This window comes from Bacillus carboniphilus, assembly GCF_020524035.2.
In the GTDB taxonomy this organism is placed as follows: domain Bacteria; phylum Bacillota; class Bacilli; order Bacillales; family JAIVKR01; genus Bacillus_CC.
In genome coordinates this window covers 162003-177115 of the sequence record NZ_CP129013.1, presented here as the reverse complement: position 1 = coordinate 177115, position 15113 = coordinate 162003, and the positions used below count along the sequence as shown (strand labels likewise).

Here is a 15113-nt window from a genome sequence, read left to right as displayed (position 1 = left end):
ATAAAAAATAAGAGTCCCTGGCCAGGAGACTCTTATTATATAACGAATATAATTATCTGTAAATTATAGCACAAATATATTTTTTTGTCAACAAAAACCTCTTTTATGACTCCTTTGAAATCGTCATAGCCTCTTTTATTCCTTTCCATACTCCTGTAGAGCGATACATTAACACTCCTCCTTTGTATATCTTTGCACCATAGATAGCTAATATGATTATAGTTCCAACTAGAAGTCCGATCGAAAGAGCAATTTCCCATAAAGGAATACTCAACATCCCTACTCTTAAAAACATCAGCATCGGTGAAAAGAATGGAATAAATGATAAAACAGAAATAAACGTTGATTCTGGATTTTGAATTCCTGTCATGGCAATGATAAATGCGGCAACTATTAAAAACATCATGGGTGAGATGACTTGTTGAACATCTTCTGTTCGACTAACAAGGGCTCCAAGAAAGGCGGCCAATGTTGCATACAATAAAAAACCTAGAATAAAGAAGATCATTCCATAAATAAAAATATCGAAGGGCAAATCCGATAAGGAAAATTGATCACTTACTTGTGATACAAGATTTCTAGCAGATAGTATTCCTGCTGTCATTAAGACTAGGAGTTGTGTAATACTAACAAGTCCTATCCCTAAAATTTTTGCGAACATTTGTTGTATTGGCGAAGCACTCGATACGAGAATTTCCATCACCCGCGAAGATTTTTCAGTCGCGACCTCAGTTGCAATGATTGCCGCATATTGAACCACAAAAATATAAATTAAAAATAAGATAAAATAGACAATCGCTATGGCTTGCCCGACCTCTGCTTCTGTTTTAGCATTTTCTCCTAAAGCCACTTTTTTAAAAGGAACTGGAGCAAATATACTGGATACTTCATCTTCACCAATTCCTAATTGGTTCGTTGCTAATTTCACCTTCACTTGATTTAGGGCTTGGTCAATCGTATTAAACACTTCTTCATTAGTTATTGATTCTGAGTAGTAAGTTGCAGTTGGTAGCCCATTTTGCAGATTAACCTCTACCATTCCTTCTATCTCACCAGCTAAAATCTGTTCTTCAATTTCTGTTTTTTCGTTTTCAGCTAATATTAGTTCGATTGAATCATCCTGAATTTGATCTGTCAATTCCTTGTAAAGATCTCCAGTTGAATCTAACACAACAACTTTACTTACCTCTTCTTTATCAAATATTTCAATAATTTTATCAATGTTTACGATTCCAAAAATAAAAACTAGCATAATGAGGGTCGAAATAATCATTGATTTACTTCTTATTTTATTTATATATGTATGTCCCAACATAATCCAAAATTTATTCATAAGAAGCACCTACCTTATCAATAAAAATATCGTTTAATGAAGGCTCCTTCAGTTTAAACGTGTGAACAAATCCTTTCTTATGAACCTCTGATAAAATGGATTGAGACAGTGCTTGATTTTCTACTAATAACTCAATTCCAGTTCCTGATTCCTTATATCGTGTAACACCAGGGAACTCCTTTAAAAAATGATAATCAAATTCCCCTTGCACAAAAACAGTCTTTTTTCCATAGTCATTTTTTATTTTCTTTAAATTTCCATGAACAATAGGAGAACCTTTTTGCATAATACATAAATATTCACACAATTCTTCTACATGCTCCATGCGATGACTAGAAAAAACAATCGTCGTTCCTTTTTCTTTTAAATCAATTACTGCTTTCTTAAGTAACTCTACATTTACGGGATCTAAGCCACTAAAAGGTTCATCTAATATCAATATTTTAGGCTGATGAATAACTGCAGCAATAAACTGAATTTTTTGTTGATTACCTTTAGAGAGTTCTTCTACTCGTTTATGTTTATATTCTGAAATTTTAAATCGCTTTAGCCATTCCTCAAGATGCTTTTCGATCTCTCTTTTTTTCATTCCCTTTAATCGTCCTAAATAAACGATTTGGTCAATCACTTTTAACTTTGGGTACAACCCCCTCTCTTCTGGTAAATACCCTATCTGATTAACAAGTTGCTCATTAATTTTCCTACCATTCCATTCTATTTTCCCATACGTTGGTTTTAATAAACTAATGACCATCCTAAAGGTCGTTGTTTTTCCTGCTCCATTCGCCCCTAAAAATCCGAATATTTGACCTTCTGGAATTTTTAGCGATAGATTGTCAACAGCTGTAAAATTACCAAACTTTTTTGTCACTTCTGTTATTTTTAAAGTCAATTTACCCCACCCCTTTTTTTTATTTCACTTTCATACTACGTTTTATATATCATATAGTTTCATTCTAATTTGATTTTTCTATAAATTTAATAGAGGATTTTTTACTATTTCAGTAGAATATAAGTGGTGAAAGAGTCCTACATGGATTGTAACATAATTTTACACAACTGGGGGAATAAACAGTGGAGACATACTATTTAACTGTATTTTCAAAAGATGGTGAGAAGTTATTAGATGAAACGTTTCAAGCAGAGGATGAAAAAATAGCCAAATTAAAAGGTGAAGATCTTTTACAAGAGAAAGGTTTTTCTGAACATACCCACCGTTGCACCACATCAAAAGGAAAAATGATCTTATTTCATAGGTAAGAAGAAACGCGCAAGACTCTAAACACCTTCATTGGCATGTTGTTTCAGGTGAACCGATTAAAAAATGAACAAATGGAATCCATTTTGAATTTGATACACCAAATTCAAAATGGATTCCATCTTTTTGTTGACCTTTATTTCTATTCGAAATGATAATCTTTTAATATAAAATCATCTCCTTGTCTTGTCATTGTGATCGTCCACGTTCCAGGAGTATACATACTCTCCTCATAATTGATGAATTGCTTTAACATAAACTCACTATCAGATATTTTGGTTAATTCATAGTCACTTTGTAGATCAACATCTGGCAACATTGGGCCACAAGCTGGAAGGACGAACACACCCTCTTCTGTTTCAATGAAGCCCCATAGAAGGTTATTAACAGCCGTTTGTGTTGCTACCGATTCAAATTCCACATAAAGATCGTTAAAACTTTGATAACCTTCTAAACGATTATAAAGATCTTCATGTTGTTCATTTTCATTTATATTAGTCAAAATAGATTTATAAACACCTTTATAGGTCGTTACTAATTCATAAAAGTCATCGATAGTTGGTTCAATCAAAGCTTTGTCACTTTCTTCTTTATCCGTTTGTTTTTCTTTTTCCTCTCTTTGAACCTCACCTGCAGTAGTATTTTGACCTTGTTCTATAATTTCTTTTTCTTCCTCCGTTACTTGAACCTCAGCTTCACCGACATTTTGATCTTGTTCTTGTGTTTCTTTTTCTTGACTTGTTATAGTCATTTTTTGATCTTTTTGTTCAACTCTTGAAAACTCTTTCGATGACAAAGAAACTAGTTTTTCCGGTTGTGTTGACTTTTGGATTTCTTCAATACGATTAGAATAGTTATTTTCTTGATGTATTTGGTCATAAACCCCATAAGCAACGGATGTTGTAGATAGAAAAAGAACAGACGATAATACCAATACCTTTTTCATAAGATCACCTCATTTGTTAATGTCTTTATATATTAGACGATTAACTTTGCTGTATTGTTTCATAAACATATAAAATATTTCATTTATGTTACATAATATGACCAAAATGAAATGGTTATGAAATATAAAGTCTTTTATTTCAATGGATCTTCATCTCTTATCCTATTTTTTCGAGTATGATTTTTATAGTATAATAACATCTAAAGAAAAAAATAGAAGGGAAACAAATATGCAGCAAACTGTAAATAAAGAAATCGCAAAATCAAGAATTTACTCACTTGATATTTTAAGAGGAGTGGTAATCATTTTATGTGTGTTTTTAACTGCCATTCCTAAAGGAGACTATGAATATCATTTTGCTCACCATGCTGATTGGTATGGGATAACCTTAATAGACTTTATCTTACCAGCATTCATAACGATGATAGGAACAAGTATGGCCATAGGCTATAAAAAAGGAGTTAATTGGCTTAAATTATCTAAAAGGACATTTTTATTCATTCTTTATGGACTTATATTTACAATGATCATCTCATGGAATTTGGATTTTGCGACATTACGCTTTACAGGAGTTCTTCAGCTATTCGCTATTATAGGAGTATTAACCGCTATAATTACAAGAATTACACAATCTCCATTAAAAATAATGATAATTGCTTTATTCATCACGTCTTTATATGGAGGATTTGTGATTTCTTTTAGCGAAGGATGTTCCGAAAGCCTTCCACAACCAACATGCAACCCATCACAACCCATTGACAGTTTTATCTTTGGTGAGAACCATTTATATCACCAAGGAAAACCTGGCTATGATCCAGAAGGCCTTTTAGTAAGTTTATCAGCTTTATCAAATTCTTTAATTGGATTCGCAATGGGGAGAATATTATTGAATAGAAAAACGGGCACTGTTTGGAAACAGTTATTCATTTATGGATCAATCATTGTAATATTCGCGTTCATTTGGAAGGAGTTTCTGCCATTTAATAAAAAAATTTGGACACCCTCATTTTCCTTATTAACTGCTGGAGCTACTTGTCTATCATTATCGTTCCTATATTTAATCTATGACCATTTTCAAATAAGTAAACAAACTAGCTTGTTAAACCCTATTAACTTTTTTTTAGAGGGTTTTGGAAGAAATAGTTTTTTTAATTTATTTCGGGAGTTTTATCCTTAATTCTATTCTATATCATATTAAAATACCTATAGGACAAAACGAACAATCACTTTCACACTTTCTATATAATTGGATCGCATCTTTTACTGCTTATCCTCAACTAGGCTATGCAGCTTTTATTTTATTGATTTGGACCATACTTGCATTAATCCTTCATAAGCTGAAATGGTATTATGTCGTTTAATTAAGAAAAGCGCAAGCGCCTTGCTCAGCCACGACAAGCATAAGGCGTGGAGAAAAGAAAGATGTTCTTTATCTTTTGTTCTACGTGACGATTACAGAAGATCTACTAAAAACAGCCACGTCCTGTGGCAACGTAGATCCACCTCCCTCCTGGAGGCGTCTCCTAGCTAGGCGCTGGAGCTAGACAAAAATAAAAGCACCATCCAAATAAGAACCTATTTATATGCTTTCTTACTCTGTTAACTAAAAAGCCATAAGTAGTGATGGGTTATCACTACTTATGGCTTCCTTTATTCCCCTTTAAAGTTGGGACGTCTTTTTTCTACAAAAGCACGAATACCTTCTTGATGATCATAAGTACGTCTCATCTCGCCTTGAAGTTTTGTTTCTAGCATGATAACGTTTTCTAACGAGTCACCTTCAACTTTTCGATAAAGCTCTTTCGTTGTTTTCATCGCCTTTAACGGTTTGCGACTTAAAACAGCTGCAATCTCTTCTATTTTTTCTACTTCATTTATATCAAAAGATTCATCTATTAACCCGATGCTAGTTGCTTCTTCTGCACTTAACGATTTACCTTCCCAGATCAATTGCTTCGCTTTTACTTCACCTAATCGTTTCTTCATAAAATAATGACCACCACCATCAGGAATTAGGCCAATACCGATGAAGTTCATAGCTATTTTCGAATCCATTTTAGCATATACATAGTCGCATGCCAAAGCTAAACTTAATCCTAATCCTGCTGCAGCCTTGCCCCATGAATCACACTGATTGTAATCGCTTTCATATCATACAACTTAACGACCATGTCACCAATCATTTTCATAAAGGTTTGGAAACCTTCCGGACTATCATTTTGAAGCATCAATTTTATGTCTCCACCTGATGAAAATGCTTTTCCATTCCCTTTTAAAAATAAAAGGTTATAATCCCCTTCATCAACCTTATCTAATGCTTCAACTAATTGTTTCATCATTACATCATTTATTGAATTTAGCGAATCTGGTCTATTTAGTGTAATTATTGCTGTTTTCCCCTTTGTTTCAAGTTGAACTGCTTCCATTGTGTTTTCCACATTATCCCATCCCTTCTTATATTCTCATTACAAACTATTCTCTATAGAAATGAAAATTCCTTCCTCATTCATCTTTAAGTTGTTGTAAACCTCAAGAAAATGACAGGAAACAACCACTAATACGAATTTTTTTGTCCAATTACTATATCATTCATTATAATAATAATATAAACGTATTTAGCACTTTCGCGTATTTTGTAACCAAATGATCATTTAGGAGTTTTATTTATGAAGTGGATAAAAGGAAAATTTTTTGGAGGACGAATTATAAAAACAGGGATTGCAGTTTTTATAACAGCTTGGATTTGTCATTATTTCGAGCTTCCCTCGATTTTTGCCGTTATTACAGCTATTGTGACGATTGAGCCAACTGCAACGGATTCTTTTCGAAAAGGACTCATTCGTTTTCCAGCTTCCGCAATTGGGCCTGCTTATTCGATGACGTTAACTTATCTATTTGGTAATGTCCCTATTTCGTATGGAATTGCAGCTGTATTAACCATTTTCACCTGTCAAAAATTAAAATTAGAAGAAGGAACATTAGTTGCCACAATTACCGCAGTAGCCATGATCCCTATTACTTCATCTGGATATTTGGCTAGTTTCTTTCTTCGCTTAATGACAACTACCATTGGATTAATCGTATCAACGGCTATTAATTTCTTGATACTTCCACCTGACTATACACCGGTTATTATGAAAAAAATGGATCAATTGTATGAGAAATCTGGAGAGTATTTAGATAAAAGAGTAGCAGATATGATGAATGGCAGGCATAGCACGGTTGATCCTTTATTTGAACAATTGACAAAAGATATTGAAATGACCACCAAACTACTATCCTATCAAAAAGTGGATTGGAAGCTTCACCGTCATTCTAAAAAAGAAATGAAGCAATATCACTATATTCAGAAACGACTTTTAAACTTGCAGCAACTTATATTTCACCTTGGAAACATTCAGTTTATTCATGACATTGAATGTAATAAGGAAAATAAAGAAATCATTTTAATAGCAAGTAAATATATTTCTAATAGTTTAAGAGATCATTGCCATGCCATGGATAAAGCACACATTAAGTCGATTGATGAGTTAGATCAATTATTTTGGCACCACTTATCCAATGAATGTCGTGACCATCATGAACAGTTTCATCCGGATCGCATATTAATTTATGAGTCCTTTCTATTCATGACATTGTTCAACAGTTAAACAAAATTTATAGAAAAGAATGCCAAAATCCCAACTAAAGTATAGAGGTTTCTCGTAGGCATAATGAACTGCCTACGAGTTAAATTTGCTAATGTCGTTTTAAAAAAACAACAGCATTAGCCCCACTGATCATCATTTTCCTTTATATAGATCATTTAACACTTCAATCTTTTTATTAGTATAATGCTGATAACTTTCATTATACGACTTTGGATCTTTTGGATTGAAGAATTGACTTATTTTTTCCGTCTGTGGATGAACCCACTTACTTGATGCCCCGCACCCTAAACCGATAATAGTTTGCTTTTCTTCCATAATCAAAATATTGTACAGGCTTTCCTGACCTGGTAAGGCATAACCGACATTTTCTAAATTACCTAAAATGTTTTTTTGTCGATATAAGTAGTAAGGGTGATAATTATTTTTCTCTGTCCACTCTTCAGCTCTTTTCATCATGGATTCAATTTCGCTTCGCTTGGCCACTTTATATTTTTGTTTATTTTTAGTCATCTCACTTGCTCGTTTAAAGGATAACGTATGAACGGTTAATGATTCTGGCATTAATTCTTTTGTTTTCTTTAATGTATGCTCAAACTCCCCTATGCCTTCCCCAGGAAGTCCAATGATTAAATCCATATTGATATTGTTCATTCCCATAGATCGGGATAAATAAAATTTCTCGATGGTTTCTTCTACTGTGTGGTGCCTACCAATCGCTTTTAAAGTTTCTTGCGTATAAGATTGCGGGTTAATACTAATGCGATCAATGTTCCATTTTTTAAGTACTTCAAGTTTTTCTGGGGTGATCGTATCTGGCCTCCCTGCCTCTACAGTCACTTCTCTAACTTTATCCATATCTGGAAAAGAGCGATACACCTCTTCATAAAGCAGATCCATTTGTTCTGCTGAAATACTTGTAGGGGTCCCTCCTCCAAAATAGACCGTGGTAATATTTACGTTTTTTTCCTTTAACCATCTTCCAATTTCCTTGACTTCATAATGCAATCCTTCTAAAAACGTGTCCACTTTACCTTGCTTACCTTGAATGGCATAAGCGGGAAATGTACAATAGGCACATTTGGTTGGACAAAAAGGAATTCCAATATAGATACTGACTTCATTTGAAAGTTCATATAAGTCGGGAATAACTTCTAATTGTCGGTTAACAATCTTTTGCATTATATTTATTTTTTCTTCTGAAAGTAAATACTCTCCTCTTAACACTTCGTGAGACTTTTCACCTTGTTCACGATACATCTTATGAAAGAGTTTCGTCGGACGGATTCCCGTCAGTATACCCCATGGTTGCTCTAATCCCGTCCATTTTTTCAAAAGGGACAACAATACATAGGTTATTCCTTTGTTAACTTGCTTTCGATCTTCAAAAGATAAGATTTTTTTCCTTATATTTAAATATTCACCATTACTTTCCAATGTACCATTAACTGTATTATTGTGAAAGGTAAAAGTAAGATTTAAAGATTCCTTTATTTGTTTATCAGAAAAATCAATTGTTGGATCCTCAAAAAACAGCTTACTAATATTAATAATTGAACGATGATAATATGTGTCATTTATTCCTTGTATATTGATTTTCATTTTTTCACCTTTGTCATTTTTTATTCTTTCACTATTATTGATGCTATAAATGATTTCGTCAATATTTCAGAGTATATCAATAACAAAAAAGCCCTCAATCATAGACTGAGAGCTAACTTCAATTATTTTTCCACTTGATCTAAAGCCATTCCTCTTTGACTCCTGAAGTAGAAGATCGTTAAGGTTAAGCAGGTGAAGATCACTAAAAAGACAAATAATACTGCTGAATTTGCAAACGAATAACTCGAATCATTTAGCGTAATGATTGATTTATACCCTGCATTTGAGTATGTCATAGGCATTAACACACTAATTGTTCTTAAATATGGTGGCAACATATCAATTGGTAGGTTTGCCCCCGTAGTTGGTACTTGTAACACAATTAAGGATAATACAATAAAGCGTCCAAAGTTACCTGCTAAAGCAACAAAGAACATAATGATTGACAAGAAAGTAATAGCAACAAACATAGAGAACAAAATAAACAAAAGAGCGTTTCCAACTTGTAGTTTGAGAACAAGCAATGCGAACAAACTGATTAACAGTGCCTGTGCTAATGAAAAAAGAGCTAGTTTCATATACTTGGCGATAAACCAGGAAATAGTAGAACTTGGTTCACCAACTGGATTTCTAAACTCGACAATCATAGACATGATTAAAATACTGACAAATAGTGCAAGTGATAGAATATATGGAGCTGTTGAATCTCGATAATACTGATATTCGTTCACCTTACTTCCCTCCGTCTGAACTGGTGAGGCAAACATTGTGACATTGTCATCAGAAGTATTGATATCTCCTGTTTGTTCGGCCCCACTTACTAGACTATCGGCAAGCTCTCTACTACCATTTGTTAGCTTTAACAATCCATTATCTACTTCTGTAACACCTTCTGTTAAATCCGTCCATCCAGTTTCAACTTCTCCGTTGCCTGAACTTATTTTAGCTGAACCATTTTTTAGTTCAGTTACTCCATCTATAGATGTTTGCCATCCTTCTTTAACATCTTTGTTTCCTGAGCTTATCACCCCTGAACCGTTTGTTAGTTTGGTTGCATTGCTAATTAACCCTTTTTCCCAGCTTTCTTTAACACCCGCGTTACCTGAACTTATTTTAGCTGAACCTTTCTTTAATAACGACGCGTTGGGAATCAAGGTTTTTTCCCAGCTTTCCTTGACACCTGAGTTCCCTGAACTTACAAGAGCTGAACCTTTTTTCAACTGTGATACTACCTCAATAGACGTTTGCCATCCTGAATTGACTGTTTCATTCCCTGAGCTTATTTTAGCTGATCCGTTTTTTAACTTTATTGCATTGCTAATTAGACTATTTTCCCATTTTTCATTAACATCTGCGTTGCCCGAACTTATTTTAGCTGTTCCTTGCTTTAGCAGTGACGCATTAGGAATTAAAGTTTCTTCCCAGCTCTTTTTAACATCTGCGGTACCTGAACTTACTTTGGCTGAACCATTTTTTAATAACGACGCGTTGGGAATTAAAGTTTTTTCCCAGCTCTTTTTAACATCTTGGTTGCCTAAACTTATTTTAGCTGAACCATTTTTTAATAACGATGCGTTGGGAATTAAAGATTCTTCCCAGCTCTCTTTAACATCTGCGTTACCTGAACTAATTTTAGATGTCCCATTTTTCAGCTGAGAAACTACATCAATAGACATTCCCCATCCGTCTTTCACAGAAGTTGTACCATTTGCAATTGCTGATGCCCCATCTTTTAACTTTGATACATTATCTACCAAAACAGGCCAAGCTTGATTAAATTTGCTCATTCCATTGTTTAAATCAGACGCTCCATGACTTAAATGATCAATGTTTGCTTGAAGTGATTGCCCACCAGATTCTTTATCTATTCCTTTGACAAGTGCTTCCGAACCTTGCGATACAGACAGGGATGCTTCTTGTATTTTACTCATGTTATTAGTTACTGATGCACTGATATTTTTAATCTCTTGAAGATCAGCTTCGTCTCTTTCATCTGCTCCAAGACCTGAATATTCAGATATTTTTTGGTTTAATATTATGATTATTTGGTCTAACTCTGTTATTTTTTGATTTAATAAAGATGCACCATTTTTGAGATCATGACTTTTTGGAAGTAATTCCGATTCAACAGCATCTCCTAATTGGATTACTCCCTCTTCAAGACGAAACGCTCCATTTGCAAGTGCTTCCACATCTGATGTTTGTTTGTCCAGACTTTTTTGCAACACATCCATTTTATCATGTATATTATTGGCTCCATTTGCTAACTCATCTATTTTAGGTTGTTTTTCTTGTAAAGAGGTTAAATATGATTCTATCCCATTATCTAATTTTTCTGCTCCATTTGCTAACTCTTTAATTTTCGGTTGACTATCTTGTAACCCTTTTACATACAATCCTAAGTTTTCATCTAACATTTTTGAGCCATCCGACAATTCCTTTATCTTCGGTTGACTGTCTTTTAACCCTTTTACATACAATCCTAGGTTTTCATCTAGCATTTTTGAGCCATCCGACAATTCCTTTATCTTCGGTTGACTGTCTTTTAACCCTTTTACATACAATCCTAGGTTTTCATCTAGCATTTTTGAGCCATCCGACAATTCCTTTATTTTCGGTTGGCTATCTTCTAGACCTTTTACATACAATCCTAGGTTTTCATCTAACGTTTTTGAGCCATCCGATAATTCCTTTATCTTCGATTGACTTTCAGTTAACCCTTTAGCATATAACCCTAGTCCTTCTTCAACCTTATTTGCTCCTTCTGTCAATGCATTAATTCCTGTCTGATTCTTCTTTAGTCCATTCAAATATTGCCCTAGCCCTTTTTCTAACGTTTTTGAGCCATCCGACAATTCCTCTATCTTCGGTTGACTGTCTTTTAGCCCGTTCAAATAAAGCCTTAGTTTTTCATTTAATATTTTTGATCCATCTGCCAATTTACCAATTTTAGGTTGGTTTTCTTTCAATTTAAAAAGATACGTTCCTAGTCCGGCATCAAGTTTTTGAGAGCCTTCAGCTAATTCAGTTATTTTGTTTGATTTCTCATTTAATCCGTTTAATATTTTTTCTGTTCCTTCTTGTTTTGCTTTCGTTAAACCTTCGTTTACTTGTGAAGCGCCGTCTGCTGCTTTATCGAATCCTACAGAAATGTCACTCAACTGAGTAAAGACCTGTGTTACATACGTTCCAGTAATGAGAGTAGAGAGTTCCTTTTGAATTGAGTTTGCTGCACTCTCTGTTACTTTCGATGCCGTAAAGTTTAACCCCTCATTTTGAGTGTAGAATATTTTGGCCTGTTTTGGATCTTTATCCGAAACTGTGGTAACGCTTTCAGAAAAATCTTTCGGAATTTCGACTATTAAATAATAATCTTGATTAGCGAGACCTTTTTCTGCTTTTTGTTTACTAACAAAATTCCAGCCAAGATCCTTACCTTCTTTTAAATTGTCAACCAGTTGCTCTCCTACATTCATTTCTTCTCCATTTAAAATGGTTCCTTCATCTTCATTGACTACTGCTACCGGTAAATTGGAAGCATAGTCATAAGGTGACCATTTAGGAGAGAGAAGAATAACAACATAAACGAGTGGAACTAGCATCACTAATACTAATGACAAAATTACTTTTCTCTCTTTCAGTCGAGCTAATTCGGCCAGAAATAATTGAATGGCATTCATCTACATCCCCCCTTTATTTTGTTGTGGTTTTGCTATAGTTGGAAGAATCCTATTAGAATAGTAGGCAAATATAACTGCTTTAAAAACTAGAAAGTCGATTTAGACAACCACATGTTTACTTATTATTCTTTATTCATGAATGAAACCCTTTTCATTTCGAACATTTTGTGAACTTTTTTATATTTCAGGCCTTTTCACGCACGTAAAAACGCCTACTAAAGTAGCAGCAGGCGTTTTCAGAAACAATATTGTTTTATCCTCTTTTGATTTTTTGTAAAAATTTAGGTCTATGTTGCTTTCTAAAATGCTCTTTAACCATGTAATCCACTCCAAGCTCATCATTTGATCGAGTGATCCAGTCTGCAGCCTTTTTCACCTCATAAGACGCATTCCCTACAGCTACACCTAAACCTACGTGCTCAAGCATTTCAATATCATCAATATCATTTGCGATTACAACAGATTGCTCAGTCGGTATATCATAATAATTGCACACCCATTGCAATCCTGATAATTTAGATACTCCATTTGAAGTAACCGAGAGTTTATTACCCCCCATTGGAGCAAGTTCAAGTTGCGGGAAGGCATCTCGTATCGTCTGAACAACTTCTGATATTTCCTTTTCACTTTCAAACAAAAGCTGAATAGACGGTGCTTCAACTGGCTCATCCATTAACACATCACTCAAAGACTCAACAAATTGAACAGGATAGAATAGTGGATCGCCACTATTAAGCAACATTCTTGAAATCAGCTGAGAACCAATTTTTTTTCGGTTACCTATTGAATAGCGCTCATGTATGATTCTTATGTTACATTCAAACGTTTCTAAAATTTGGACAAGGTTAAATGTTGTCTCTTCAGGTATTTTCTTTACAAAATGAGGAGCATCCATATTCTTCGCGATAAAAGCTCCACTATGAGTAATAATTGGTGCTTCTATTTTAAGTGCTTTAGCTATTTTTTTCGCTGATTGAAAATGTCTATTTGTTACTAATGTGAGTATAACATCCTTCTGTTGAACATAGTAGATTGCCTCTTTAGTAGAGGATTGAAGTCTTCCATTGTTTTTTAATAACGTTCCGTCAATATTTAATGCGAGAAGTCGATAGAGCATTTCTATACCTCCTTCAATCTAGTTGCAAGCTATTATCAGATTATGTCTATAAGGAGGTAAATATAACTGCGCTCATATTATGGTGTTGAATTCATTTCATATAACTCAGTTATGATTAACGTAATTGCTCCAATCACTGTTGCCTTATCTCCTAATTTAGATGCAACAATTTCTGTTTCTTTTCCTTCTGTAGTTACTAGGCGCTGACGCACGACTTTTTTTAGTTCGTCCATATAAAATTCATCAGCTTTACCAATTCCACCACCAATAATGATGATATCTGGATTAAAGATATTAATCATATTTGTACAAGCCACACCAAGGGATTGACCTATGTTTTTTAACAATTCAATACTGAGAGAGTCTCCTTTTTTAGCTGCTTTTTGAATGATTTTACCTGAAATTTTTTCCATATCCCCTTTCATACATTCAATTAGGGAGGTATTTCTTCCAGCATATACTTCAGTTAGCACCATTCTTTTTAGCGCATCGTGGCAAATAAAAGCCTTTAAACAACCGACTTGACCACAGCTACAAACAGGACCATTTAGATCTATGACCATGTGTCCAATGTTACCTGCAAGATTATGTTTCCCTTTTACTAACTGGTTGTTAATAATTAACCCGGCACAAACATCATATCCCACATTTATACATAATAAATTGGAGAAACCTTTTCCAACTCCGAACCATTGCTCACCTAAGGCCATAGCCCTTGCACTATTTTCTACTTTTACTTTGATATGAAATTCGTTTTCAATTTCCTGTTTTAAATACGCTTTATGAAGTTCAAACTTTGAAGAATAAGTAATCATTCCACTTTCATTTTCTACGTTTCCATTTACACCGATCCCAATCCCTACGACTTTTTCCTTAAGGATTGCTGATTCATCCATGATGACATACACTTGTTTAATTAACGATTGAATTAAGTCATCTTCACTTATGTTAAGCGGAACTTTAATCGTTTGATAACAAATAATTTTCCCACTTAAATTTCCTAAAGCAAAACGAATATGTTTCGCCCCTATGTCTATCCCTATAATATATGATTGCTCTGAATTGATTTGAAGTAAGATCGGTTTTCTTCCCCCCACTTGATATACCAGCCTCTTTTTCTATTACGATCTTACTATCAATTAATTCGTTTACAATATTTGTGATAGTAGGTGGCGTTAACTTGGTCATCTTCGAAATTTCAGCTCGTGAAATCGCTTGTTGAGTTCGAATAGTGTTTAAAACAACCGACCGATTAATTGATTTCATCAACTGAAAACTTCCTACTAACGTATCATTTGTCATCATAATCACCTCTCACGGCAATGTAAACCCTTACAATTATTATCTCAATCTAGCTAAAAATATGCAAGAAAATATTAGAATGATTGTATAATAAAAAAAAGATCCTAATAATAATACCACTGATAAACTTCTCATTTTGTGCAAAACAGCACAATCAATTATTTTAATATATTTGGAGAGTCAAATACTCACATTTGCAAATAACTTTTATGCCGCCTATTTTAAATT

General features: G+C 34.0%; 12 protein-coding genes and 1 pseudogene. 3 read left to right on the top strand and 10 right to left on the bottom strand.

The window, feature by feature from the left end; all coding sequences use genetic code 11:
* Window positions 1-103: 103 nt before the first annotated feature.
* Both LC087_RS00900 and LC087_RS00895 read right to left on the bottom strand, forming a co-directional pair.
* Window positions 104-1333 (bottom strand): ABC transporter permease, encoded by a 1230-nt coding sequence (locus LC087_RS00900; protein ID WP_226539341.1) that lies wholly within the window; start codon window positions 1331-1333, stop codon window positions 104-106.
* Window positions 1326-2225, bottom strand: coding sequence for an ABC transporter ATP-binding protein (locus LC087_RS00895; protein ID WP_226539342.1), 900 nt, complete (start codon window positions 2223-2225; stop codon window positions 1326-1328). Before LC087_RS00895 ends, LC087_RS00900 begins: the two co-directional genes overlap by 8 nt.
* A 182-nt stretch (window positions 2226-2407) precedes the next feature.
* Between LC087_RS00895 and LC087_RS00890 the strand changes: the two genes are divergently transcribed.
* Complete coding sequence (locus LC087_RS00890; RefSeq protein ID WP_226539343.1) at window positions 2408-2593, top strand: YhzD family protein; 186 nt, start codon at window positions 2408-2410, stop codon at window positions 2591-2593.
* A 140-nt stretch (window positions 2594-2733) separates the two neighbouring features.
* Here LC087_RS00890 and LC087_RS00885 read toward each other — a convergent pair whose 3' ends face one another.
* Complete coding sequence (locus LC087_RS00885; protein ID WP_226539344.1) at window positions 2734-3537, bottom strand: hypothetical protein; 804 nt, start codon at window positions 3535-3537, stop codon at window positions 2734-2736.
* Window positions 3538-3766: 229 nt separating this feature from the next.
* Between LC087_RS00885 and LC087_RS00880 the strand changes: the two genes are divergently transcribed.
* On the top strand, window positions 3767-4714 hold the full coding sequence (locus tag LC087_RS00880; protein WP_306019821.1) for a heparan-alpha-glucosaminide N-acetyltransferase domain-containing protein: 948 nt from the start codon (window positions 3767-3769) through the stop codon (window positions 4712-4714).
* 473 nt (window positions 4715-5187) lie between these two features.
* On the opposite strand, the gene LC087_RS19515 is transcribed toward LC087_RS00880, so the two are convergent.
* Window positions 5188-5619: an enoyl-CoA hydratase-related protein gene (locus LC087_RS19515; protein ID WP_371932637.1), complete on the bottom strand. Its 432-nt coding sequence runs from the start codon at window positions 5617-5619 to the stop codon at window positions 5188-5190.
* Window positions 5620-5633: 14 nt separating this feature from the next.
* Window positions 5634-5975, bottom strand: a complete 342-nt coding sequence (locus LC087_RS19510; RefSeq protein WP_371932636.1) for an enoyl-CoA hydratase-related protein — start codon at window positions 5973-5975, stop codon at window positions 5634-5636.
* Between the two features lie 228 nt (window positions 5976-6203).
* Here LC087_RS19510 and LC087_RS00870 point away from each other — a divergent pair, with 228 nt between their 5' ends.
* On the top strand, window positions 6204-7187 hold the full coding sequence (locus LC087_RS00870) for an FUSC family protein (protein ID WP_306019820.1): 984 nt from the start codon (window positions 6204-6206) through the stop codon (window positions 7185-7187).
* A 132-nt stretch (window positions 7188-7319) separates the two neighbouring features.
* Here LC087_RS00870 and LC087_RS00865 read toward each other — a convergent pair whose 3' ends face one another.
* From LC087_RS00865 to LC087_RS19505, 5 genes and pseudogenes are all read right to left on the bottom strand, one after another.
* Window positions 7320-8786 (bottom strand): coproporphyrinogen III oxidase, encoded by a 1467-nt coding sequence (locus tag LC087_RS00865; protein WP_226539347.1) that lies wholly within the window; start codon window positions 8784-8786, stop codon window positions 7320-7322.
* 122 nt (window positions 8787-8908) lie between these two features.
* A complete protein-coding gene (locus LC087_RS00860) occupies window positions 8909-12466 on the bottom strand; it encodes a YhgE/Pip domain-containing protein (RefSeq protein WP_226539348.1) in 3558 nt (1185 codons plus the stop codon).
* A gap of 253 nt (window positions 12467-12719) precedes the next feature.
* The gene (locus LC087_RS00855; RefSeq protein WP_226539349.1) at window positions 12720-13583 is read right to left on the bottom strand and encodes a Cof-type HAD-IIB family hydrolase; all 864 of its coding nucleotides are present in this window, start codon (window positions 13581-13583) and stop codon (window positions 12720-12722) included.
* 77 nt (window positions 13584-13660) lie between these two features.
* A complete protein-coding gene (locus tag LC087_RS00850) occupies window positions 13661-14680 on the bottom strand; it encodes an ROK family protein (RefSeq protein ID WP_306019819.1) in 1020 nt (339 codons plus the stop codon).
* 37 nt (window positions 14681-14717) lie between these two features.
* A pseudogene (locus LC087_RS19505) lies at window positions 14718-14849 on the bottom strand (MarR family transcriptional regulator); the annotation flags it as partial.
* Window positions 14850-15113: the final 264 nt, after the last annotated feature.